18 protein-coding genes, 2 tRNA genes and 4 pseudogenes are annotated in these 21,983 nt (G+C 57.9%); 4 read left to right on the top strand and 20 right to left on the bottom strand.

Going from position 1 to position 21,983, the window contains the following annotated elements:
• Nucleotides 1-21: 21 nt before the first annotated feature.
• The 7 genes from sctL to PSH97_RS15040 all read right to left on the bottom strand — a co-directional run bounded on the left by sctL (nucleotide 22) and on the right by PSH97_RS15040 (nucleotide 4,876).
• On the bottom strand, nucleotides 22-627 hold the full coding sequence (gene sctL / locus PSH97_RS15010; protein WP_305445590.1) for a type III secretion system stator protein SctL: 606 nt from the start codon (nucleotides 625-627) through the stop codon (nucleotides 22-24).
• A gap of 11 nt (nucleotides 628-638) precedes the next feature.
• Nucleotides 639-1,217, bottom strand: a complete 579-nt coding sequence (locus PSH97_RS15015) for a hypothetical protein (protein WP_305445591.1) — start codon at nucleotides 1,215-1,217, stop codon at nucleotides 639-641.
• A complete protein-coding gene (sctJ, locus tag PSH97_RS15020) occupies nucleotides 1,214-2,008 on the bottom strand; it encodes a type III secretion system inner membrane ring lipoprotein SctJ (RefSeq protein ID WP_407682151.1) in 795 nt (264 codons plus the stop codon). The genes PSH97_RS15015 and sctJ overlap by 4 nt, the downstream gene beginning before the upstream one ends.
• An 8-nt stretch (nucleotides 2,009-2,016) precedes the next feature.
• Nucleotides 2,017-2,373 (bottom strand): type III secretion system inner rod subunit SctI, encoded by a 357-nt coding sequence (gene sctI / locus PSH97_RS15025; RefSeq protein ID WP_305445593.1) that lies wholly within the window; start codon nucleotides 2,371-2,373, stop codon nucleotides 2,017-2,019.
• Between the two features lie 33 nt (nucleotides 2,374-2,406).
• Nucleotides 2,407-3,279 (bottom strand): DNA-binding protein, encoded by an 873-nt coding sequence (locus tag PSH97_RS15030; protein WP_305445594.1) that lies wholly within the window; start codon nucleotides 3,277-3,279, stop codon nucleotides 2,407-2,409.
• A gap of 68 nt (nucleotides 3,280-3,347) precedes the next feature.
• A complete protein-coding gene (locus PSH97_RS15035) occupies nucleotides 3,348-3,554 on the bottom strand; it encodes an ATP-dependent helicase HrpA (RefSeq protein WP_260954414.1) in 207 nt (68 codons plus the stop codon).
• Between the two features lie 353 nt (nucleotides 3,555-3,907).
• Nucleotides 3,908-4,876: a sigma 54-interacting transcriptional regulator gene (locus PSH97_RS15040; RefSeq protein ID WP_407682152.1), complete on the bottom strand. Its 969-nt coding sequence runs from the start codon at nucleotides 4,874-4,876 to the stop codon at nucleotides 3,908-3,910.
• A gap of 849 nt (nucleotides 4,877-5,725) precedes the next feature.
• Between PSH97_RS15040 and PSH97_RS15045 the strand changes: the two are divergent.
• Nucleotides 5,726-6,556: pseudogene (locus tag PSH97_RS15045) on the top strand (NAD(P)(+) transhydrogenase (Re/Si-specific) subunit beta); the annotation flags it as partial.
• Between the two features lie 269 nt (nucleotides 6,557-6,825).
• Here PSH97_RS15045 and PSH97_RS15055 read toward each other — a convergent pair.
• From PSH97_RS15055 to PSH97_RS15070, 4 genes and pseudogenes are all read right to left on the bottom strand, one after another.
• Nucleotides 6,826-7,673, bottom strand: a pseudogene (locus PSH97_RS15055) (alpha/beta fold hydrolase).
• Nucleotides 7,674-7,705: 32 nt separating this feature from the next.
• Nucleotides 7,706-8,998: an NAD(P)/FAD-dependent oxidoreductase gene (locus tag PSH97_RS15060; protein ID WP_305445601.1), complete on the bottom strand. Its 1,293-nt coding sequence runs from the start codon at nucleotides 8,996-8,998 to the stop codon at nucleotides 7,706-7,708.
• Between the two features lie 57 nt (nucleotides 8,999-9,055).
• Nucleotides 9,056-9,478 (bottom strand): RidA family protein, encoded by a 423-nt coding sequence (locus PSH97_RS15065; RefSeq protein ID WP_305445603.1) that lies wholly within the window; start codon nucleotides 9,476-9,478, stop codon nucleotides 9,056-9,058.
• A gap of 34 nt (nucleotides 9,479-9,512) precedes the next feature.
• Entirely contained in the window at nucleotides 9,513-10,652 is a 1,140-nt protein-coding gene (locus PSH97_RS15070) for a tyramine oxidase subunit B (protein WP_305445605.1), read from the bottom strand.
• A 185-nt stretch (nucleotides 10,653-10,837) separates the two neighbouring features.
• On the opposite strand from PSH97_RS15070, the gene PSH97_RS15075 reads away from it, so the two are divergent.
• Entirely contained in the window at nucleotides 10,838-11,665 is an 828-nt protein-coding gene (locus tag PSH97_RS15075) for an AraC family transcriptional regulator (protein ID WP_305445607.1), read from the top strand.
• A gap of 206 nt (nucleotides 11,666-11,871) precedes the next feature.
• On the opposite strand, the pseudogene PSH97_RS15080 reads toward PSH97_RS15075, so the two are convergent.
• The 4 genes and pseudogenes from PSH97_RS15080 to PSH97_RS15095 all read right to left on the bottom strand — a co-directional run.
• Nucleotides 11,872-12,347: pseudogene (locus PSH97_RS15080) on the bottom strand (tyrosine-type recombinase/integrase); the annotation flags it as partial.
• A gap of 172 nt (nucleotides 12,348-12,519) precedes the next feature.
• Nucleotides 12,520-12,606: transfer RNA gene (locus PSH97_RS15085), tRNA-Leu, on the bottom strand.
• A gap of 196 nt (nucleotides 12,607-12,802) precedes the next feature.
• Nucleotides 12,803-12,876 (bottom strand) — tRNA-Cys (locus PSH97_RS15090).
• Nucleotides 12,877-13,169: 293 nt separating this feature from the next.
• Nucleotides 13,170-14,075: an AraC family transcriptional regulator gene (locus PSH97_RS15095; protein ID WP_305445609.1), complete on the bottom strand. Its 906-nt coding sequence runs from the start codon at nucleotides 14,073-14,075 to the stop codon at nucleotides 13,170-13,172.
• Nucleotides 14,076-14,398: 323 nt separating this feature from the next.
• Here PSH97_RS15095 and PSH97_RS15100 point away from each other — a divergent pair, with 323 nt between their 5' ends.
• Entirely contained in the window at nucleotides 14,399-15,709 is a 1,311-nt protein-coding gene (locus tag PSH97_RS15100) for an ABC transporter substrate-binding protein (RefSeq protein WP_305445611.1), read from the top strand.
• Nucleotides 15,710-15,898: 189 nt separating this feature from the next.
• Nucleotides 15,899-16,672 (top strand): L-iditol 2-dehydrogenase, encoded by a 774-nt coding sequence (locus PSH97_RS15105; protein ID WP_305445613.1) that lies wholly within the window; start codon nucleotides 15,899-15,901, stop codon nucleotides 16,670-16,672.
• 31 nt (nucleotides 16,673-16,703) lie between these two features.
• Here PSH97_RS15105 and PSH97_RS28595 read toward each other — a convergent pair whose 3' ends face one another.
• From PSH97_RS28595 to nirB, 5 genes and pseudogenes are all read right to left on the bottom strand, one after another.
• Nucleotides 16,704-17,567, bottom strand: coding sequence for a methyl-accepting chemotaxis protein (locus tag PSH97_RS28595; RefSeq protein ID WP_407682186.1), 864 nt, complete (start codon nucleotides 17,565-17,567; stop codon nucleotides 16,704-16,706).
• Nucleotides 17,568-17,609: 42 nt separating this feature from the next.
• Nucleotides 17,610-18,317 (bottom strand): annotated as a pseudogene (locus tag PSH97_RS28600) (MCP four helix bundle domain-containing protein); the annotation flags it as partial.
• A gap of 155 nt (nucleotides 18,318-18,472) precedes the next feature.
• On the bottom strand, nucleotides 18,473-18,913 hold the full coding sequence (locus PSH97_RS15115; RefSeq protein ID WP_305445616.1) for a CBS domain-containing protein: 441 nt from the start codon (nucleotides 18,911-18,913) through the stop codon (nucleotides 18,473-18,475).
• Between the two features lie 31 nt (nucleotides 18,914-18,944).
• Entirely contained in the window at nucleotides 18,945-19,331 is a 387-nt protein-coding gene (nirD, locus tag PSH97_RS15120) for a nitrite reductase small subunit NirD (protein WP_305445617.1), read from the bottom strand.
• Entirely contained in the window at nucleotides 19,331-21,892 is a 2,562-nt protein-coding gene (nirB, locus tag PSH97_RS15125; RefSeq protein WP_305445618.1) for a nitrite reductase large subunit NirB, read from the bottom strand. Before nirB ends, nirD begins: the two co-directional genes overlap by 1 nt.
• Between the last annotated feature and the right edge of the window lie 91 nt (nucleotides 21,893-21,983).

A 21,983-nucleotide genomic window follows, 5' to 3' on the forward strand; every position in this document is an offset into this window, starting at 1 on the left:
GCTCGATGGATCGACCGAAACTCAAGCGCAGCTTTCGAGACGCTCTTGCTCTGGCAGAACCCAGCGCTGCAGGGCCTGCCAACTCAGATTGAAGTCACCGCTACTGGCCCGCAGGCTCAAACCATCGGCGGGCAATTGCGGGTCGGCGCGTACCGTCCAGTTCGAATGGCCAAGCACAGGCAAGCGCTCGGCGAGCACTTGTGCAAGGTCCGGATGACAATGCAGCACACTGGTTTCGTCATGCGGCTGAGCGGCTTTCAGATGGCGCAGCAAGGCATCGATCCGCGCAGGTTCCGGCACTTCGCCGAGTAACGTGTGCAAGGCTTCGTCGAGCAACTGCCGAGCCGTTTCATTCAGCCCTTCCCACATCTGTTCGCGCTGCGCTCGCCAGTCGTCGAGCAAAGCCTGTGCTTGCTCCCAAACTTGCGCCTGCGCTTGCTCAGCGGCGACCTCGCGCAACACCCGCGCATCAGTGAGCGCGGCGTCGAGAATGCTTTGTGCCTGCTCTCGGGCAGCCTCCAGGACCTGGCTGGCCAGCAAACAATCGTCTATCGTTTCGCGGCGCAACAGTGACTCGCCAATGAGCTGGCAATCACCGGCCAGTATGAGTTTGCGAACGGCCAGCATGTCTGATCCCCTTACTCCATGACATTAAAGACGTGCCAACTGACCGCCTCCCACATTGCATCCAGTCTGGACAACGGCATCGCTGGCAGTGTGATTCGCTCGACCGCCTCGACGGCTGTACGAGGAAATCCCAGACGCAGTTTTTCCCAACAGGGTTCTGCAACCCAGGCCTTGAGTAACAACAAACCTGCCACCTCAGGCGGGTAATGGCGCCACCCTTCGGGCATCCAGTACCCTGGCTGCAAAGCCTTGGCCATGCGCCGACACCATGTATGACCGGCATCGTCCAGGGTCGGGCCCGACTCGCCACCGCCGCAGATGGCAACCGCCAGATCCAGGGCTCGTTGCCGGCCCTCCGGCGCAAGCTGGAGTAGACGCCACAAGGCTGGACGCGGTTTCTGCGCTGGCAGCGCCATAACATCCAGTTTGTGGCTTAGCCATGAATAGCGAATCTGGCCAACCGTTGTGCACAGCTTGGCATCCAGACCGATACGCGCTTGCAGACACCAGCTGGGATGGGCGTGCGACCATCCATAGGCCCACCAGCGCAACCAGTCGAGTGAAAGCTCGGTATTAGCTCCGACACTCATCGAGAGTCACTCAAGGGTTCTTTGCCGGGCTTGAATCGAGCCATCATGGTTTGGCGCCAGCGCGGTTTCATCGCGAACAGCCCTATCAGAAACAGCAACAGCCCTACCGCGCTGAGCAGCACAATCAACTGCCAGAACTCCCACTGATCGCGGGTGATGACGAACAACCCGAAATTGACCATGTCCGGCTGCGCTTGATAGGTTTCAGCAGGCACGAAGATCACCGAGAGTTTCTTTTCATCGGCACCCGCCATTCCGGGGATACTGCTGGCGACCATGCTGCGAATGCGCGGCACGACACTGTCCGGATCAAAATCCTCACGATGTTTGATAAACACCGCCGCGGAGGCTGGCTGCACCGGCTCTCCCGGCGCAATGCGCTCGGGCAGCACGACATGCACTCGCGCGACCACCACGCCATCGATCTGCGAAAGCGTGCGTTCCAGTTCTTGCGAGAGGGCGTAGATGTAGCGTGCCCGCTCCTCCAGCGGCGAGGAGATCACCCCTTCCTTGCGAAAAATATCGCCCAGGCTCGAATGCGAGTCGCGCGGCAAACCCACGGCACTAAGCACCCGGACTGCGCGCGAGATATCTTGCGCAGAAACCAGAACCGCCACACTGGTCTTGTCCACGCGCTTCTGTGCATCGATGTGCTTGTTCGACAACTCGGCAAGTACTTCATTGGCATCCTGTTCGGAAAGGCCACGATGCAGTTCCATGCGGTCGCCACAGGCCGCCATCGACATCGACAGCAGCAGGACGCTGGCCAGTCTCAATACTCTAAGACGCATATTCATGCCTATTGCAGACTGGTGAGTTTTTCCACGCTCTGTGCGGCTTTGCTGACGATTTTTGCGCTGAGCAAACTCTCCAGATAAAACGAGGACAACGAGCGGTTGGCCTTCATCGCGTCTTGCGGGTTGATGGACCTCGAGGCCCGGTCCAGATCCCGTGCGGCACGATCGCTGAAACGCTGTAGAGACAGCGAGGCCTGCGAAGCCGGTATGGCCACCTGATCGGCACTGGCCGGTTTTTCGGCGGGCCGGTGCAAGGTGGCGTTGAACCAGGCGATGTCTGCCTTGGCAGGAGCACCGTCTGACGTTATTTCAGAACCGGATACCTCAGCATGGCTACCTGTTATGCGTGCAATCGCCATCACGCTTCTCCTGCCAAGACATGGGTGTTGCCCTCAACCACGGGCGCTGGTGGATGACTGCTGGACCAGCACGGAAAGTACGTTGCCGGCCGCAATGCTGGCGTCGGTCTGCAGCGTATTGCCAGCGCCACCGTTCAGGAAATTCTGAGCGGCATTCGGCATGTCTGCCGCCAGCGCATTACCTTGGGCATTGTCTTTGACCTGCCCCTTGATCATGTCGATGGCTTTCTGGAACTGCTCGCCTTCGGCACGGGACATGTAGGTATCGCCCTCGGACAATTCGCCCATCCAGTCCTTCGACTTGCCATCCGGCTTGCCGAACTCTTCCGGATGCATGTCCATGAAGCGGGCCACTTCCTTGAGCACATCCTTGTCTTCAGACTGGAACGCCACCTCTCCACGCTGGTCGCGAACAGAATCGCCGGTCGGCTTGAGCAGATTGTCGAGCGTCTCTTCACCCAGATTGCCGAGCAAGGCCGACAGCAAGTCGTTGGTGTCCAGCGAGCCTGAGGCGTTTTGCGTACTGTTGCTGCCGACCCCACCGGAGTCGTTGTCCACGCCACCACCAAGCATCTCCTGGATCAGACTCTCCAGCCCTTTGGCAAAGGCTTTCTTTTCATCGCCGCTGAGATAGTCATCCTCCTCCAACTCATCCTTCCAACCGTTCACACTGCCGGTGGCATCGTCAGGCTTTCCGAACTTTTCCGGATTCTTGTCCATATGTTCGGCGACCATGGTGACCAGCGGATTTTTCTTGTCGAATGTTGCACCGCTGCCTTTCTTTTCAAGTAAGACGTCGCTCAGTAAAGAGGCGATGCTACTGGCAGTATCGCTATTTTCACTGTCGAAATCGGCAACATTGAAGCTGCTGGTCAATGAAGCGGTACTAAACAAAGAAGAAATCATGTGTTCTGCTCCTTGAAAGTGCTGACCTTACAGCCCTACCCGTTTATACGGGCAGGGCTGTCGACAACTTAGTAGTTGATCGCTTTACCAGTTTGCTGCATAGCGTTCTGACTTTTAGTGGCCGAGTCCTGATAAGCACTGGAAATGCCGTTCACGGTATCGGTCATCATTTTGTTGGATTGCGCTTCGGCATTCATCGTAGTGGTCGCAGCAGCAGTTGCGTCCATCTTAGTCATTGCAGCCATCGAAGCGCCAAGGGAAGCACCACCAGCCATAATTATTACTCCTGATCATTGAAGGTTTTTTTGAACATCGACATGACATTCGCTTAATGAGTGGAGGTGCGTAGAAAATGGTTCCAATATTTCTCAGAGACAAAAAATTCCGATAGTCCTTGCCTGCATCATTAGCCATCGACCAAGTCGTCTGCTCGGGCCAAAGATCAATGCATGCCAAGGTAATTCCTGTCTTTCACGCCTATTGGTTGCGTCATAAAGGAGCTTACGCACGGCCATATTCCGACTGATCCATCGGGGGTTCCAGAACTCCTCTAATGGGAGTTTGATAAACACCAGGTTTTAGAACCAAAACAGTGCATGAACGAATTGAGGCTATGCCTGGCAACCGCTCAGAGACGCACTACTCCCCCCATCCAATCGCTTGCAGAGGTGATGTCCAAAGCTTTCATGCGGTGGTAAAGGGTCCGCTTGGGGATCCCCAGCTCGCTGACAACAGCCTCGATACATTTGGAGTGGCGTAGAAGTGAATCCTCAATAAGCGCCTTCTCGAACGATCTCAGTTGGGGCCTCAGCAATACCGTACTTCCTTCGCAGGCATAATGCTCACCCTGCAAGGGCGAAACTCCCAGCACAAAGCGCTCTGCAGCACCCTTGAGCTCCCGGATATTACCCGGCCAGTGATGGTTGAGCAGTTGCTTGCGCAAATCGGCCGTGGCTTGAAGCGCGGGCTTGGTGTGCTTGAATGCCGCGTCTAAGGTAAAGCGCTCGAACAAGGGCAATATCAAGTCGGGTCGCGAGCGCAGCGTCGGAAGTTTGACGGTGATGACATTCAGCCGAAAATACAGGTCGCGACGGAATTTACCCTGTTCGACCAGCGTTTTCAGGGGGGTTTGCGTGGCCACCAGAACGCGCAGGTCCAAGGGGACGAAACGCGTCGAGCCCAGCCGCTCGATACCACGCATTTCCAGCACCCTGAGCAGTTTTGCCTGCAATAACGGCGGCATGCTGTCGATCTCATCGAGAAACAACGTGCCCTTGTCAGAGGCTTCGATGTAACCGGATCGAGATTTATGCGCCCCGGTAAAAGCCCCTGCCATCACCCCGAACAACTCGCTTTCCGCCAATTGCTCGGGCACCGCCGCACAGTTCAACGCGACAAACGGCCCTGAACGCCCGGAGAGTTGATGGGCACGCCGCGCCAACGTGTCTTTCCCGGTACCGGTTTCCCCTTCAAGAATCATATCCACCTTCAGGGGAGCGGCCGTTCGTATGAACGACTGTAGAGCCCCCCAGATGTCTAGTACTTCATGCACCTCTGGATGGTTATTTTCCATAACACCCTCCGCCATCCCTTTCATTAACCATAACAAAACTCCTGTGCCACCTGGGCCTTTTTATACGATCTTGTGCCTTAACTGCCGCAAGCCCCCAGTTCTTTTATCATTCTTGGGCTCCCAGCGGAGAACATGATAAGCAAACGTCAATCAACATCCCAACCTTTCACAACAGATGCACTAACTTAGTGCAACAATCGCAACACCATAAATTTTCATAAAATCAGTGTCGCACCAAACTCACCCCCACCCGAATGAATATACACAACAAACCCAGCTCTCTTGCTAGCGTCTTGAAATCCCCCCCAAAAACGGAAATTGTCTAACAATATAAAACGGACCTCGTGCTTGACTGGCTCAATAAAACGTTAGCTTTTGTCAGTCTTTTAAATGATCATATGTCTTTCCTCTTGCATATTTTTACATAAATCCCGCCAAGGTCTGCGACCAAACGAACAACACTGTTCGTGACGAACAATTCATTGGCGCGCGACATAGTAACAAGCCCTTATAATCGCCAAAATCCTCGACACTTCATCATGAACAGTACCTATTGAATGGTTGTGTTTATCCAATTAACCGAAATAGGTAAACTCTCTATCTCGGGCATCACGCTATAGGCTCGACAAAGAAGACCTTCGAAGGGAAGTAACGTGAAGATCTGATCAACCGCTGGGCCGATTGCTGGCAATCTCCGATGGCCCATTCCGGGCCTAATGCCAGTCAGTCAAGCCGCAACGCGATCCGTAGTCGCTGGCGAAACCTACGTTTTGGCTGCGACAAAGAGTGCGTCGCGGTTGAAATCCATACAGCGAAAGGCTGATCCAACGTCCTGCTCCTTACTGGCAAATTTCTCCCTGGCCGCCTCCGCGCCAGGCGAACATTGCCGGTTATAAAGCCGTGCTATTGGCCGCTCACCACTATGCACGCTTCATGCCGATGCTGATGACCGCTGCGGGCACCGTGAAAGCGGCGCGTGTGCTGATTCTTGGCGCTGGCGTAGCCGGTTTGCAGGCGATTGCTACAGCGAAACGTCTGGGTGCCGTGATTGAAGCGTCCGACGTGCGTCCTGCGGTGAAGGAACAGATCGAATCCCTGGGTGCGAAATTCGTCGATGTGCCGTACGAAACCGATGAAGAGCGCGAATGCGCCGTGGGTGTCGGCGGTTACGCCCGTCCCATGCCGGCCAGCTGGATGCAACGCCAGGCCCTAGCCGTGCACGAACGCGCCAAGCAGGCTGACATCGTCATCACTACGGCACTGATCCCGGGCCGCAAGGCGCCGACGTTGTTGAGCGCGGAAACCGTGGCGCAAATGAAGACAGGCTCGGTGGTCATCGACCTCGCGGCAGCCCAGGGCGGCAACTGCCCGCTGACCGTGGCCGATCAGGTGGTGGTCGAGAATGGCGTGACAATTTGCGGCCCGACCAACCTGGCCGGTGAAGTCGCGGCAGACGCTTCGGCACTGTACGCGCGCAACGCCAACGACGTGGTCAACCCGGCGGCCAAGAACGATCCGAAATCGCCGATTGCCGGCATGCTGATTCTGGAAGCGTTCAAGGCCAAGACCATCATCGTCAACAAGCGCTCGATGGCCAGCGGCTATGCCGGTCTGGACAACGAACTGTTCTACCTGGACAAGACCATGATGGTTTTCGGCGACGCCAAGAAAGTCATCGAAGACATGGTTAAAGCCGTCGATTAGCCCTGTCCAGCACCGCCATATCCCGCGAGGGCTACGCCTGCGCGAGCTATGGCGAGTTTATATTCGAACGCTGGCAAAGATTGATTCGTCGCCCGATGGGTACCGACAAAATCAAAAATCACGGCTTTCAAATCGTTCTCCCAAGGCGTCGTGATAAACCTGGATGGCATAACGAAGCAGGTGCCACAATCAAGAACGTAAGCGCCTACGTAAGTAACTTGCGTGGGCCATCAGCGAAGCCAGCAGCGCAATCAGACGTACCGTGGATTTCATTGGGCGGGGATCGCAAGGCTCATGAGAAAGCCCGCGACCAGCCGGTTGAACACCTCTCCTTGATCGTCATGTACGTAGTGACTGGCACCAGCGACCTCCGCCGTTCGAACGTGCGGATTGCTGGCGCTCATCGCCTGCAGCATCGAGGGCGGCAGAAAGTCCGAGCGGCCGCCACGAATGAACAGGGTCGGGCAATCCAGTGCGCGCACCGCCGGCCACAGGTCTGTCGGCTCGATACTCAGGCGCGCCTCGGCAATACCCTGCTGATCATGACGCCAGTTGATCACGCCCTCGCTCTCTTTCATCGAATGAGCGAGCCTTAACGCCAGGCCCTGTTCCGACAGGCCAGGGCGCGAAGCCTGCCAGAATGCGCGGGCCGCCTCCCAGCTCTCGAACTGCAAAGGCGTCTGGCTCATCTCGCGGCGAATGCGCGCGGCACCATCGCCCTGGCTTGAAGAGCCGGGACCGATGTCCTCAATCATCAAGCCAATCAACCGTCGCGGATTTTGCCGCGCATATTCAAGGGCGTTGGCGCCCCCTAATGAGTGCCCCAGCAATACAAAACGCGACAAGCCAACATGGCTACAAGGTCTTCAAGGTCCTCGACATACGACTGCGTGTGGTAACTGTCGGGCGATGCCCAATCACTCAGTCCTCGACCGCGCTGGTCCAAGGCATAGATGCAGTAGCCCGCTCCCAGAGATTGCACCAGCGATTCCCAGGTTTGTGCGTAGGCCCGCAAGCCATGCAACAGCACAAGGGGCACGCCGGTCGATTCGCCCCACCGCAGAAAGTGCAGGCGCAAGCCTGAGCGGTTGGTAAAGAAACAGCTTTCGGATGGCATCGGTTTTTCCTTAGTGCATAGCGCCAGTCGACCTAGAAACGATCGAACCGATAAGGGCTTGGATCAATGATCGGCGCATGACCGCTGACGAGATCCGCCGCGAGGTGGCCTGCCGCCGGCGAGGTGCCGAAGCCATGCCCCGAGAAGCCGGTGGCCACGGTCAGCCCCGGAATCTGCGCGACCGGCCCTATGACCGGGTTCGAATCCGGCGTGACATCAATAGTGCCTGCCCAGGCCTGGGCGATCCGCGCCTGTTCAAACACCGGCCAGGCCGCAATGAGGTTGTTCATTGCATCGTTATTGAGCCGCGGGTTGGCGGCCGGGTCCTGCACCCTGACGCGTTCAAATGGGCTGACGCTGTCGGATTTCCAACGCCGGGCAAGCGCCAGGTCATTGAAAAAAGGTTTACCCAACGACACGTTCAAAACGCTGCGCTGCGCACGGAACTGCGGCATGTATTGCTTGGCGAGCAACAGGTGATCGAGCGTCAGGAAGGCATCCAGTTTGCCGCGCTGGGTAATGATGAAGCCGCCGTCCTTGTGTTTGCGAAACGAAAAGTCAGTTGCGCCGACAGCAATTTCCGTCGGCCCTTCCATTGGGCGAGTACGTAGCACCGAGCAGGTCAAGGGCAAGGTCGGCAACGACACACCGAGGTTGCCCAGAAAGCGCCGTGACCACATCCCCCCTGCGAGCAGCACATGATCACAGCGAATCTCACCTCTCTCCGTGACCACGCCACTGACCACACCGGCGGACATCTGCAGCGTCCGGACCGCGCACTGCTCGATAATCACCACCCCCATGTCCAGCGCTGCCTTGGCGATAGCGCTGCTTGCCAGCGTCGGTTCGGCACGCGCATCGGATGGCGTAAAGATGCCGCCGGCCCAGTCACCCACGCCGCCTGGCACCAGCGCGCCAATTTCGCGCTTGCTGAGCAGCCGTGAATCCAGTGACAAATGCTCCACCGACTTGAGCCATCCCTCATGCATCGCCATCTGCGAGGGGTTGCGGCCCACGAACATGATGCCCTCCTGGCGATACCCGACATCCGCCCCTACCCGCTCAGGCATCTTCGCCCACAAGCGGTCCGCGGCGAGGGCCAGGGGAATATCGGCCGCGTGGCGGCTGGTCTTGCGTACCCAGCCCAGGTTGCGTGACGACTGCTCACCGGCAATATGGCCTTTTTCCAGCACCACCACCGCGATATTGCGTTCGGCCAATGTCAACGCAGCGGTCAGGCCGATAATCCCACCGCCAATGATGACGACGGAGGTGGCGGAGGGAAACACGGTAGACGTATTCACGGGCGCTATTGTGGGTGCCATGATCAAGACTCGGTAAGCGAATGAAGTAAGCCACGCCTGCGCGCGACCGCGTGACAGTTACAGCGACAGGCGAATGACTTCAACGTGCGCCTTCGACGCGTTCCGATACGCCGTCACTTCCAGCTCAACCTTGTAGACCGTCGACCCCAAGGGCGGACAGGTGACGGTGCTGGCCGGGTCAACGCCGCGAAACTTTTCGCCGATCAGGGCCATCACGGCCGGTACATCCTTGGGGTCCTGGATGAACACCCGCGAACACACCACGTCCGCCAGGCTCGCATCGACTGCCGCCAGGGCCGTCTCGATGTTGGCAAACACCTGGTGCGTCTGCTCGAGGATATCTTCCGGAATCACTTTGGTCTGCGGGTTGCGGCCTGCGGTGTTGGACACGTAGATCCAGTTGTCCACGACCACCAGGCGCGAATAGCTGGCCTGGTCTTCAAACGGGGAACCGGTCTTGAGCTTGATGATGTTTGTCATGTGGAATGCCTCTTCAAAATAAGGGATGGATGGCTTAACGCAGAACCGGGGTTTCCCAAAGGTTCAAGGTGACGCCGATGCCTTTTTCGATGGCGTTGCGGTACACCACCGTGCCCCAGGCCACGTCTTCCACGGGCATGCCCCCCACCGACATGATGATGATTTCTTCATCGTCCCTGCGGCCTGGCGCAGCGCCGGCAATGATCTTGCCGATGTCCTCAACTTCATCGAGCTGCATCTTGCCTTCGGCAATCATGTCCATGAAGCGCACGCCAATCACCGGCACGCAGTGATGCGCAGGCTTGGGCAGTTCTTCAAACCAGGCTTGGTAGAGACCGGTGTTGTCCAGCACCTTGCGTACGTCGCGCTGTTCCATCCCGTCGTCAAGGGAGCAGGAGGCAGGCATCGCCAGGAAGGCACCTGGCTTGACCCATTCGCGCTTCACAATTGGGTAGGTCGTGGGATCGCCCACCTCACCGGAGCTACAATAAGTAACAAGGTCGGAGTCGCGGACCAACGCTTCAAGGGTGTCGACCACTTCGATCGTGGTTATCTGCGGATAGGTTTCCTTGACCCAGGCGATAAAGTTATCGAGGCTCTTCTGGCCACGACCTTTGATCTTCAGTGTGTCGATATGCGGGCATACCGCGATGAATGCCGCCAGCGTGGTCTTGCCCATCACACCCGGGCCGAGCAGGCCGACGACTTTCGAGTCCTTGCGTGCCAAATGGCGCGCCCCCACGCCGGGAATCGCACCGGTGCGGTACGCGGACAGCAGGTTGGCCGACATATGGGCCAGCGGTGCGCCGGTGTCGGGGTCGTTCAAGGTAAACATCAGAATCGAGCGCGGCAGGCCTTTTTCGCGGTTGGCGATATTGGAGCCATACCATTTCACGCCTGCGGTGCAAAAGCTGCCGCCCAGGTAGGCAGGCATTGCCATCATGCGTCGGTCAGCCGTGGGCTTGGGCATGTTCGGGAAGGGTGAATCCTGCGGGAAGATCACCATCGCGCCATGGGAGTCATTGTTCGGACCGGCCATGCGATAGTCACCGGCATAGAGCAGGCCGAACATCTCCTCCATGGTGTTCACGCACGCCAGCATGTCAGTCACGCCCGCGCGGATCATGTCCTGCTCGGAGAGGTAGATGAAGTCGATTTTTGTATTTGTAGACATAGTTGTTCTCGGGCTGAAGGTGATATCGCTGCGGTAGGCGCAGCTCCACGCTGTCGACCTCGAGTATCAGGGCGCGTTTTTCGGCGGTATTGTAAATTTCGGACATGCCCGATTGGCCGGCGCGCAACAGTTGGCGTGATTAATGCGTGAAAACTTCCGTATCGCTGCTCATCGAAGGTGCAACCATGATCAAACAGTGCGCGCCGCCTCCCAGGCACCACACTGCGAACGAACAGCCCTGGTTCGTGCTCAACTCTTCACGGTATTCGGTCATGCCCTCCGAACACCCGGCGATCTCGCATTTCTATGCCTTCGATGTGGCTCAGTCGGCCAACCTGCTGGCCGTGCCGGACGGTTGCGTGGATATTGTTTTCGACTGTGATGCAACACGCCCTACCGCCCGGATCTGTGGCACGCCGCTGGCTGCCCAAGCGGTCGAGTTACACCAGAATCATCACTACTTTGGCGTGCGCTTTTCACCGGGCGTCATTCCCGGATTTATCAATGTGCTGGCAGAAGAATTGACCGAACGGGAACTCGACCTGCTGGAGGTTTCGGGGTTCGCCCAGCGCATCTTCGAAAATATCGTTCAAGCACCGCTGCTGGGCGATCAGATGCGACTGTTCAACGACTACCTCGCCCCGCGCCTGATGGGTAGAACGTCAACACTCACGGCCATGGTCATTCAGCAGGCACTGCGCCACCGCGGTGATATTCGTATTCAGCAACTGGAAGAACTCAGCGGGTACACCAGTCGCACGCTGCACCGACAGTTCAGCCAGGACACCGGCATGTCACCCAAGACCTTTTGCCGAATCATCCGCTGCCAGGCAGCTCTGGACACCCTCAATACCCAACACGATGTATCGTTTTCGGAGCTGGCCCTCGACCTGGGCTTTTCCGATCAATCGCACTTCCTGCGCGACTTCAAGAAACTGGTCAGTACAACGCCTTGCGACTATCAACGCAAAATGACCCAGAACGCCTACACCGATCGGATCAACTACGCCTGACCCTCCCTTTCAAAAACAAACACGCGCCTTCATCACCCCTGGGTAATTCCCTGTGTTTCGAATACGGCAAGGCATATCCAGCGAGCCGAGTTGCCAGCTTCGCGCAGCGAAACCAACAATTCACGAGCGCTTGAATATCAGCCTGGAAAAGGAAATCGGGTGGGAGAAAAGCGTCAGCCGCACATGAGGTCTTTAGCGCATTGCCCTGAGCGTAAAGGTTGCATCAGATCATAAGTATCGAGATCAGCAATCGCGCGAGCACCGATAAACGGGAAAACATAGTTATTCAGACGGTTCAACACATTCTTGGAATGGTCGGGTGTCCATCTGGCCGACATGTTCTTGTGCCAGTCCAACGCGACGCTTTCAAAGGTACGGCCGTTGACAGCATTTTCTGTTTTGGCTTTACGCTTGTTCTCAACGGGATCAATGCCGTCTGCGAGCATCCGCTTCGCATCTAAACGCTTCTGGCGCGCATCGGCAAGGCCAATCACAGGATAGCTGCCGAGGGAGGTCAACCCCTCCCGGCCGTCAGGCTTTACGTACCTGAGACGCCAGCCTTTACGGCCATTGGTTGGATTAGGAGATAGAGACCGTCGCCGTCGAAAAGCTTGTAGGGACGGTCTGTTGGCTTGGCTAAACGGCAAGCAGCGTCGGTAAGCGGAGCAGTTGTGCGCGACATAAGGGTACTGTTCTTAATCGAACCAAAGACTATTCCTAGCTTTACCCTCTAAATGACTGGATTCCAGAAGAATGGGCGAGATTCCGACGGAATGCTAAAACGAAAAAACCCGCCAGAAGGCAGGTTTTTCAAGGCTTCCAAAGAACTCAAAAGCGCTCTGTGGAATGCAAGATGGTGCCCGAAGCCGGAATCGAACCGGCACGCCCTTACGAGCGGGGGATTTTAAGTCCCATGCGTCTACCAGTTTCGCCATTCGGGCGGTAGCGCGGTAAAGCAGTCTTAAAACTAACCAATAACGAGGCTGGCAGTTCTGACGCTTGTGCAACAGAGGGGGAAATATATACATCCCGCCCCGGTGAAGCAAGTTCGCAAAGATCCTTTTCAAGACTAAATCTTGCAGGGTTGCGAAAATAAAAAAGCTCCGTAGATCATGGATCTACGGAGCTCGTTTAAAGTGGAGGCCGAAGTCGGAATCGAACCGGCGTAGGTGGATTTGCAATCCACTGCATAACCATTTTGCTATTCGGCCTCAAACATCTGATGTAGTAGCACAACATCAAACGTGTAAACTCGTATCTGGAAACAAGATTCTAATCTAGCATCCAACCCTTTGAAATCTAAGGGGTTTTCGTGTTCCCTAAGCAGGAATGGACGCAATTCTGGACTGGTTCGAAAGGCATGTCAAGAACTCGAGGAAAAAAATTCGAGATGCGCGATCGCCAATAGCCGGTCGCTTTCGAGCCTAACACTTCAGCACCACAAAAAACGCTACCTGTCGCAAGATAAGTGTCGGCTTTTGTGCCCCGAAAAGATCGCAGCCTTTCAATGACTGACCGCCACCACCCGTTGCAACCGCTGCCGATATTGACTGGGCGTCTCTTGCATTTCATGGCGGAAGTGTCGATTGAAATTCGACAGGTTGGCATACCCCACTTCAAAGCAGATATCCGCAACACTGAAGCTGCTTTGCGCCAGCAAACGGCAGGCACGCTGGACGCGCAGTTTGCGCGTCAGGTCGACGAAGGTGTGGCCAGTGGCGCGTTTGAAGAATTTGGAGAAGGCCGGTTCGTTCATGTCCAGGCGCTGGGCGATGACGGACATCCGCAGCTCATCCGCGAGATCGTTGAGGATGTAGTCGAAGACAATGCTCATGCGCTGGGTCGTTAATGCGTCGAGCATCGGCGCATATTGCAGGCTGGCGAGCGTCTGCCGCTCGCTGTCGGGGGCCGATGCGAGCAACTGCAACAACGACAGGAACAGGCATAACCGCTGCAATCCTTGGCACTGGCCCATGTCTTCCAGCAGTCGGGCCGCGCTCTTGCGGGTAGCGCCATGAAACTGGATGCCTTGGGCCGCCAGGCGAAACAGGTTTTGCAATTCGCTGAGTTCAGGGATCTTGTCGCGTAGTTGCATCAGCATCTGACCATCGAATTGCAACACGACGTCGCGCCCGGCAATCACCTCCCCTTTGCCCAGGTCGCTGATCCAGTCGTGTGGCAGGCCGGGGCCGATCAGGGCGACATGGCCGGTTTCGAACAGGCCGATGTAGTCACCGGCCAATAGCCGGCCACTGCCTTCGCGGATCAGATGGATCTCGAACTCCGGATGATGGTTCCAGCGAGCAAGGTCGAAGGGATAGTCATGCTCATACCAACGAAAGCTGTGCTGGGGCTCGTTCAGAATGACTTCAAGCGCTGGCGGCTTGTCTGCGGTTACGTGATGGTTCATCACCCTGGCGATTCCATTTTTGTTGGTTTTATCAAGGCTACCGCGAAGCCCGGGACGAGTCGAAGCTGATTCGAAACGCCAAGGCGCTGTTATCAGATTCACCCTAAACAGACGGCAAGCCTAGCGCGCTGTATGGCGACCACTGATACTTTTTTTCCATGCTCCTGCGTGGTTAAAAAAGTATCAGTGGCACGTATGCCGTTCATTTGTTCACCGCTTGGGTTGCTGTAATCCTGTGGTCATCCCGTTGCGGCGATGACCCGCACCGTGGATTACAACAACAATAAGAGCCTCTGCCGCCAAGGCGCAGAGCGGAGAACACGATGAAGATCATTCCAAGCGCGTTTTTTCTGTCCGCCGGCCTGTCCTCTGCCCTGCTCTGCCAGGCTGCCGAAACGGTGACCATCGCCACCGTGAACAACAGCGACATGATCCGCATGCAGCGGCTGTCCAAAACATTCGAACAACTGCACCCGGACGTGAAGCTCAACTGGGTGGTACTCGAAGAGAACGTGTTGCGTCAGCGCCTGACCACCGACATTGCCACCCAGGGTGGTCAATTCGACGTGCTCACCATCGGCACTTACGAAACACCGCTGTGGGGCGCCAAGCATTGGCTGGAGCCGATGAAAGATCTGCCCGCCAGCTATGACCTCGCGGATATTTTCCCCTCGGTTCGTCAGGGACTGTCGGTCAACGACACCCTCTACGCCCTGCCATTTTATGGCGAAAGCACCATCACCTATTTCCGTACCGACCTGTTCAAGGACGCCGGCCTGATCATGCCCGAGCACCCGACCTGGACGCAGCTTGGCGAGTTCGCCGGCAAGCTGCATCAGCCGGATAAAGAGCAGTATGGAATGTGCCTGCGCGGCAAGGCCGGTTGGGGTGAAAACATGGCCCTGCTGACCACCATGTCCAACGCTTTTGGTGCGCGCTGGTTCAACGAGCAGTGGCAGCCGCAACTCAACGAGCCGGAATGGACCGCCGCCGCCAACTTCTACGTCAACACCCTCAAGCAGTACGGCCCGCCGGGTGTTTCGAGCAATGGTTTCAACGAGACGCTGGCGCTGTTCAACAGCGGAAAATGCGCGATCTGGGTCGATGCCAGCGTCGCGGGCTCCTTCATCACCGACACCACTCAAAGCAAGGTGGCCGATAAGGTCGGCTTCGTCGCGGCGCCCACGCAAGTCACCGACAAAGGTTCGTCCTGGCTCTATGCCTGGTCGCTGGCCATCCCTGCGACGTCCAAACACAAAGAAGCCGCCAAAGCCTTTGTGACTTGGGCGACCTCCAAGGAATACATCCAACTGGTCGCCGAGAAGGATGGCATCACCAACGTACCGCCGGGCACCCGCATGTCCACCTACAGCGACGCTTATCTGCAGGCCGCGCCCTTCGCCGGTGTCACGCTGAAAATGATGCAGAACGCCGACCCAGCGCACCCGTCAGTCCAACCCGTGCCCTACGTCGGTATCCAGTACGTGACCATTCCTGAGTTTCAGGCCATCGGCACGTCGGTCGGCAAGCTGCTGTCTGCGGCGCTCACCGGGCAGATGCCGGTGGAACAGGCTCTGGCATCGGCCCAGCAGGCCACCGAACGCGAGATGAAGCGCGCTGGTTATCCCAAGTAGTAACGACTTGACGCAATCACTGTGGGAGCGGGCTTGCCCGCGAAGAGACCGGCACATTCAACATTGATGTCGTCTGACACGCCGCCTTCGCGGGCAAGCCCGCTCCCACAGGGTTCGTCACAGACTAACGACCTTTTTAATGCCCTCAATGGGGGCGTCTCTTTTAGCTCTAACGATTGGATGGAAAAAATGAAACGTCTAGAAGGAAAAAGCACCCTTATCACCGGTTCTGCCAGAGGCATCGGGAGAACGTTCGCGCAAGCCTACATCCGTGAAGGTGCTACGGTTGCGATCGCAGACATCAACCTGGAACGGGCGCAAGCCACCGCAACCGAGTTGGGGCCAAATGCCTATGCAGTCGAGATGGACGTGACCGATCAGCAATCAATCGACGGTGCCATCGCGGCGGTCATCGCCACCACAGGCAAGCTCGATATCCTGATCAACAACGCGGCACTGTTTGATCTCGCGCCAATTACGGAGATTTCTCGCAACAGCTACGAACGGCTGTTCTCGATCAACGTGTCCGGGACTCTGTTCACGCTACAGGCCGCGGCCAAGCAGATGATCCGCCAGGGCCACGGCGGCAAAATCATCAACATGGCCAGTCAGGCCGGTCGACGCGGTGAAGCGCTTGTCGCGGTGTATTGCGCGACCAAAGCAGCGGTGATCAGCCTCACGCAATCGGCCGGTCTCAATCTCATTCCCCATAACATCAACGTGAACGCCATCGCGCCGGGCGTGGTGGACGGTGAGCATTGGGATGGTGTCGATGCACTGTTCGCCCAATATGAGAACCGGCCGCTCGGTGAAAAGAAAAGGCTGGCGGGTCAGGAAGTACCCTATGGACGCATGGGCACGGCAGATGATCTTGTCGGTATGGCGATATTCCTGGCATCGGCCGAGAGCAATTACATCGTGGCGCAGACCTATAACGTCGATGGCGGCAACTGGATGAGCTGACTGGCCCCGAGGAACAGGGCCAGCCAATGCCTCAAAGGCGAAACCGATCCACCGACTGCGAGAGCTGGCCCGCCAGGGTGGACAGCTCATCGGTGGTCGAAGCGGTCTGATTGATGACCTTGCTGTTGCCTTCGGACATGCCGGCAATCATTTCCACCTGGTGCGCAATTTCGTTACTCGCCAGGCTCTGTTCGCCGATCGTGCGGCTGATGTCATTGACCAGCTCAGTGGTGCTGAGGGTGGCCTGGAGGATTTCGCGGATGGCGCGCTCGACATCGGCGGTCACCGCCATGCCTTTGTCGACCTGTGCGACGCCCGCTTCCATGCTGGTGACCGCCTCACGGGTGCTTTGCTGGATGCGCGCGACCATGGCGGCGATTTCCTGTGTGGAGGCGCTGGTGCGGCCCGCCAGGCTGCGCACCTCATCGGCCACCACGGCAAAACCACGGCCCTGTTCACCGGCGCGAGCGGCCTCGATCGCGGCGTTAAGTGCCAGCAGGTTGGTTTGATCGGCGATGCCCTTGATCACCTGAATGATGCTGAAAATCCCCTCGGACTCCTTGTCCAGGGTGCGGATCACTTGGGCCGACTGCTGCGCGGAACGGGCAATCCCGTCCATGTCGCTGACCACCTGATGAATCACCCGACCGCCGTCCTTGGCCAGTTCCTCGGCCTGGTTGGCCATGTCCAGTGCGCGCTCGGCATGCTGGGTGATTTCCTCGATGCTCGCGGTCATCTCACTGGCGGCTGCGGCCATGGTGCTGGCGGCGACGCTTTGCTGCTGACTGCTGCCCGCGACCTGATGGCAGCCGCTGCTCAATTGCTGGCTCATGCCGCTCACGCCGTGGGCGTTGCTGCGAACCACCTCGATCATGCCGCGCAGGTCGCGCTGCATGGTCGCCAGGCTGCGAATCAAGGTGCTGGCTTCGTCCTTGCGGGTGGGCTCGACAATAGGTTCGCTCAAGTTGCCATGGGCGATGCTCTCGGCAATGCGACTGGCGATCTGCAACGGCCCCATGATGCTCAGGATGACCCAGCGTCCCTGGGCGAGCAGCAACAACAAGCTGGCGATAAGTACAACGCCAAGAGTGAAGTTGGCGCTGCTGATGGCTTTTCCTGTGCTGGCGTCAGTCTGATGGGTGTTGGTTTCGATCAGCTCGCTGAGGGCTGCCATCTGATCTTCCAGTTGGCTGAACGCATTATTGAACGTGTCCAGTTGCTGTTGTGCGGCATCCGGATCATCCAGCGCCAGCCCGACAATGCGCTCGGCGGCGCTGATGTATGTCTCAAGGCTGGGTTGGATTTTGTCCAGCGCCGCTTTGAGGGTGTCGTTGACCGGTAACTTGAGGTTGTCACCGAGCATCTTGTGAAAATGCGCGGCATGCTCATTGAGCGAACTGCTCACCTCGGCCTTGCTGCTGGTGTTTTTGCCCGACCCTACCAGCATTGCGGACAACACATCGGCTCGCAGCGCATCGTGCATCATGTCGGCTTCAAGGTGGTTGCGCAGCGCGGTCATGCTGACTTCATTGTCACTCACCGCTTCAGCCATCCGGATGTTGCCCAGATAACTGACCAGACTCACGATCAGGGCGGTGAGCAAACTGGTGCCGATCAACAGGATCAAACGTAATTTTATGGACACTCAATTAATCCCCATGGCGGCGTGTGTATGGTCAACTATTAGGGTTATCGACTGTTCCAACTGGTTACTTAAGCTTATTTTCACAAAAACCGATTTTTTACGACCTGCGGTACACCCTATCGCCTGGACCTTGTCATTCGGGTGACACAGCGGGCTCAATGCCCGCGAATGTAGTGCTCCAGTTGCCGAATCAAATCGGCCTGCTCGACGATGGCTTCCTTGACCAGATCGCCAATCGACAACAGCCCGATCAGTTCGCCGCTCTCCAGCACGGGCAGATGGCGCAAATGACTGTCGGTCATGACCTCCATGCAACGCTCGATGCTCTGCAGGCTGTCGGCGGTCACCACCGGCGCGCTCATGATCTCGCGCACCGGCGTACCGACCGAAGAACGGCCCTGGAGCACGACCTTGCGCGCATAGTCGCGCTCACTGATGACGCCGACCACCTGCCCGCCTTCGATGACGGGCAACGCGCCGACGTTTTTCTCGGCCATCATTTTCAGGGCATCGAGGACCATCTGATCCGGTGCGATGCTGTGCACCTGCTGGTTTTGCACGACTTTCAGTTTGAGCAACTGTGCGGCTGTCTTCATCAACGTTCTCCGATACGGTTCAGGGCAGCAATCAAGCCGCCGCGACTTCCACGACGCCGGCGTTCAGGCGCACCGGCCATACGCGCAAGCGCTGCTCCGGGTACTCCAGGCAACTGCCGTCTTCAAGACGAAAATGCTGTTTGTAGATTGGCGACGCCACCACCAGATCACCCTTGAGGCTGCCGATCAGTCCGCGGCCGATGACGTTCGCGCCCGATTGCGGATCATGGTTGTCGATGGCGTAAAGGGTGCGACCCTCGGCCTGCGGCAGGTAGAACAGCGCCACCTGCGCGCCGTCGAGCCAGACGACGACGCCGGAGTTGCTGACCAGATCCTGCTGGCTGCACACCGCCTGCCAGACCTGAGCATTGGCCGCGATTGCAGGGGCTTCGACACGCTGGGTAGTGGACTGGCTCATCAGGCATTCTCCTCGGTGACAGGGATAAGGTTGAGTTCGGCGGCCATGATCGGCCGACGTTGACCGCGCTCCTGAACAAAATGAATGTCCGGGTCCGGGCGTTGATCGTTGACGAAGGTGCGGAAGCGCTTGAGTTTTTCCGGGTCCTTGAGGGCATTGGCCCATTCGCATTCGTAGCGGTTGACCACCAGTTGCATCTGCGATTCGAGTTCCGCGCCAAGCCCCAGGCTGTCGTTGATGATCACGTCCTTGAGGTAATCCAGGCCACCCTCCAGGCTTTCGCGCCAGACCGAGGTGCGCTGCAATTTGTCGGCGGTACGGATGTAGAACATCAGGAACCGGTCGATGTAACGGATCAGGGTTGCATCGTCGAGGTCGGTGGCGAACAGCTCGGCGTGGCGTGGGCGCATGCCGCCGTTACCGGCCACGTAGAGGTTCCAGCCGTTCTCGGTGGCGATCACGCCCACGTCCTTGCTCTGCGCTTCAGCACATTCACGGGTGCAGCCAGAAACAGCGAACTTGAGCTTGTGCGGCGAGCGCAGGCCTTTGTAGCGATCCTCGAGGGTCAGGGCCATTTTCACGCTGTCCTGCACGCCGTAACGGCACCAGGTGCTGCCCACACAAGACTTCACGGTACGGGTCGATTTACCGTAGGCGTGCCCGGTTTCGAAACCGGCCTCAATCAGCTCGGACCAGATGTCCGGCAACTGATGCAACTGCGCGCCGAACAAGTCGATCCGCTGGCCGCCGGTGATTTTGGTGTAAAGGTCGTATTTCTTCGCCACCACGCCGATCGCGATCAGCTTGTCGGCCGTGATCTCGCCCCCGGCGATGCGCGGCACCACCGAATAGGTGCCGTTTTTCTGCATGTTGGCCATGAAGGTGTCGTTGGTGTCCTGCAACGGCACCAGCGAGGCGTCCATGATCGGCTGGTTCCAGCACGAGGCGAGGATTGAGCCCACCGCCGGTTTGCACACGTCGCAACCGGTGTGGCCACGGCCGTGCTTGGCCAGCAGTTCTTCGAAGGTGATCACCCCTTCTACCCGAACCAGCGCATAAAGCTCCTGACGAGTGTAGGCAAAGTGTTCGCACAGGCTCTTGTCGACGCTGACGCCGCGAGCAATCAGTTCATGCTCGAACACTTGCTTGAGCAGCCCCGCGCAACCGCCACAACCGGTGCAAGCCTTGGTCTGAGACTTGAGCAGGCCGAGGTCGGTGCAGCCACCGTCGATGGCCGAGCAGATCGAACCCTTGGTGACGTTATGGCACGAGCACACTGTCGCCGACTCAGGCAACGCGCCCGGGCCCAGGGTTGGCGCGCCGGTGGACGACGGCAGAATCAGGCTGGCCGGTTCCGACGGCAAGGCAATGCCGTTCTGCATGTATTGCAGCAGGGTGTCGTAATAGCTGTTGTCGCCGACCAGCACCGCGCCGAGCACACGCTTGCTGTCAACATCCACCACCAGGCGGCGGTAGCTGGCCGTGGCTTCATCGATGAATTGATAGCTGCGCGCACCCGGCGTCTGGGCATGGGCATCGCCGATGGAGCCGACATCGACGCCGAGCAGTTTGAGCTTGGTCGACATGTCGGCGCCCTGGAACGGCTCCGCCACTTGATTGCACAGCAGCGTCGCGACGCCACGGGCCATTTGATAGCCGGGGGCGACCAGACCGAAGAGGCTGCCATTCCAGGCGGCACACTCGCCGATGGCGTAGATGTTCGGATCGCTGGTCAGGCACTGATCGTCAATTACCACGCCGCCACGCGGCCCGATGTCCAGCGCACATTGGCGGGCCAGCGCGTCTTGAGCGCGGATGCCGGCGGAGAACACGATCAGGTCGGCTTCGAGAAATTCGTCATTGGTAAAATTCATCCGGTAGCGGTACTGCTCGCCGGCACTGATCGACTGCGTACCACGGGACAGGTGCACACCGACGCCGAGTCGCTCGATTTGCGCCTTCAGCGCCAGGCCACCCTGCTCGTCCAGTTGCACCGGCATCAGGCGCGGGGCAAATTCCACCACATGCGCTTCCAGGCCCAGGCTTTTCAGGGCGTTGGCGGCTTCCAGACCGAGCAGGCCACCACCGACTACTACGCCACGCCGGGCATTGGCCGCCGCGGCACGAATCGCGTCGAGGTCCTCAAGGGTGCGATAGACCAGGCGCGAGTCGCCTTCTGCACCTTCAATAGGCGGAACGAAAGGATAAGAACCGGTGGCCAGAACCAGTTTGTCGTAAGCGACGCAACCTTGTGCGGTGATCACCTGGCGCCGGGCGCGGTCGATTTCCAGCACCGGCACGCCCAGATGCAGGGTGACGCCCGGCGTCTGGTACAGAGAGGCTTCGCCCAAGGCCAGCGACTCGGCATCGCGACCGCCGAAATACTCGGACAGATGCACCCGGTCGTAGGCACGCATCGGCTCTTCGCTGAAGACATGCAGGCGGTAATGGTCGAGGGCGCCGCGCTCGATGAGCTGCTCGACACAATGATGTCCGACCATGCCATTGCCGATCACGATCAGTGTTTGCAGTTTGTTCAACGCGGCAACATTGGAATTCATAGTAAGCACCCAGCCAAAGCCAATCACGGTTAAAAAAGCAAAAAAAAACGCCTGAAACCTTTCGGTTCCAGGCGTCTTTGCCTGTTCTTCG

Origin of the sequence: Pseudomonas cucumis (assembly GCF_030687935.1) — a bacterium.
Classification (GTDB): Bacteria; Pseudomonadota; Gammaproteobacteria; order Pseudomonadales; family Pseudomonadaceae; genus Aquipseudomonas; species Aquipseudomonas cucumis.

Bases quoted from the DNA above. Each gene is read 5' to 3' on its own strand.
- sctL (WP_305445590.1), bottom strand. From the start codon at position 627: ATGCTGGCCGTTCGCAAACTCATACTGGCCGGTGATTGCCAGCTCATT.
- PSH97_RS15015 (WP_305445591.1), bottom strand. From the start codon at position 1,217: ATGAGTGTCGGAGCTAATACCGAGCTTTCACTCGACTGGTTGCGCTGG.
- sctJ (WP_407682151.1), bottom strand. From the start codon at position 2,008: ATGCGTCTTAGAGTATTGAGACTGGCCAGCGTCCTGCTGCTGTCGATG.
- sctI (WP_305445593.1), bottom strand. From the start codon at position 2,373: ATGGCGATTGCACGCATAACAGGTAGCCATGCTGAGGTATCCGGTTCT.
- PSH97_RS15030 (WP_305445594.1), bottom strand. From the start codon at position 3,279: ATGATTTCTTCTTTGTTTAGTACCGCTTCATTGACCAGCAGCTTCAAT.
- PSH97_RS15035 (WP_260954414.1), bottom strand. From the start codon at position 3,554: ATGGCTGGTGGTGCTTCCCTTGGCGCTTCGATGGCTGCAATGACTAAG.
- PSH97_RS15040 (WP_407682152.1), bottom strand. From the start codon at position 4,876: ATGAAAGGGATGGCGGAGGGTGTTATGGAAAATAACCATCCAGAGGTG.
- PSH97_RS15060 (WP_305445601.1), bottom strand. From the start codon at position 8,998: ATGGCACCCACAATAGCGCCCGTGAATACGTCTACCGTGTTTCCCTCC.
- PSH97_RS15065 (WP_305445603.1), bottom strand. From the start codon at position 9,478: ATGACAAACATCATCAAGCTCAAGACCGGTTCCCCGTTTGAAGACCAG.
- PSH97_RS15070 (WP_305445605.1), bottom strand. From the start codon at position 10,652: ATGTCTACAAATACAAAAATCGACTTCATCTACCTCTCCGAGCAGGAC.
- PSH97_RS15075 (WP_305445607.1), top strand. From the start codon at position 10,838: ATGATCAAACAGTGCGCGCCGCCTCCCAGGCACCACACTGCGAACGAA.
- PSH97_RS15095 (WP_305445609.1), bottom strand. From the start codon at position 14,075: ATGAACCATCACGTAACCGCAGACAAGCCGCCAGCGCTTGAAGTCATT.
- PSH97_RS15100 (WP_305445611.1), top strand. From the start codon at position 14,399: ATGAAGATCATTCCAAGCGCGTTTTTTCTGTCCGCCGGCCTGTCCTCT.
- PSH97_RS15105 (WP_305445613.1), top strand. From the start codon at position 15,899: ATGAAACGTCTAGAAGGAAAAAGCACCCTTATCACCGGTTCTGCCAGA.
- PSH97_RS28595 (WP_407682186.1), bottom strand. From the start codon at position 17,567: ATGCAGCGCGACCTGCGCGGCATGATCGAGGTGGTTCGCAGCAACGCC.
- PSH97_RS15115 (WP_305445616.1), bottom strand. From the start codon at position 18,913: ATGAAGACAGCCGCACAGTTGCTCAAACTGAAAGTCGTGCAAAACCAG.
- nirD (WP_305445617.1), bottom strand. From the start codon at position 19,331: ATGAGCCAGTCCACTACCCAGCGTGTCGAAGCCCCTGCAATCGCGGCC.
- nirB (WP_305445618.1), bottom strand. From the start codon at position 21,892: ATGAATTCCAATGTTGCCGCGTTGAACAAACTGCAAACACTGATCGTG.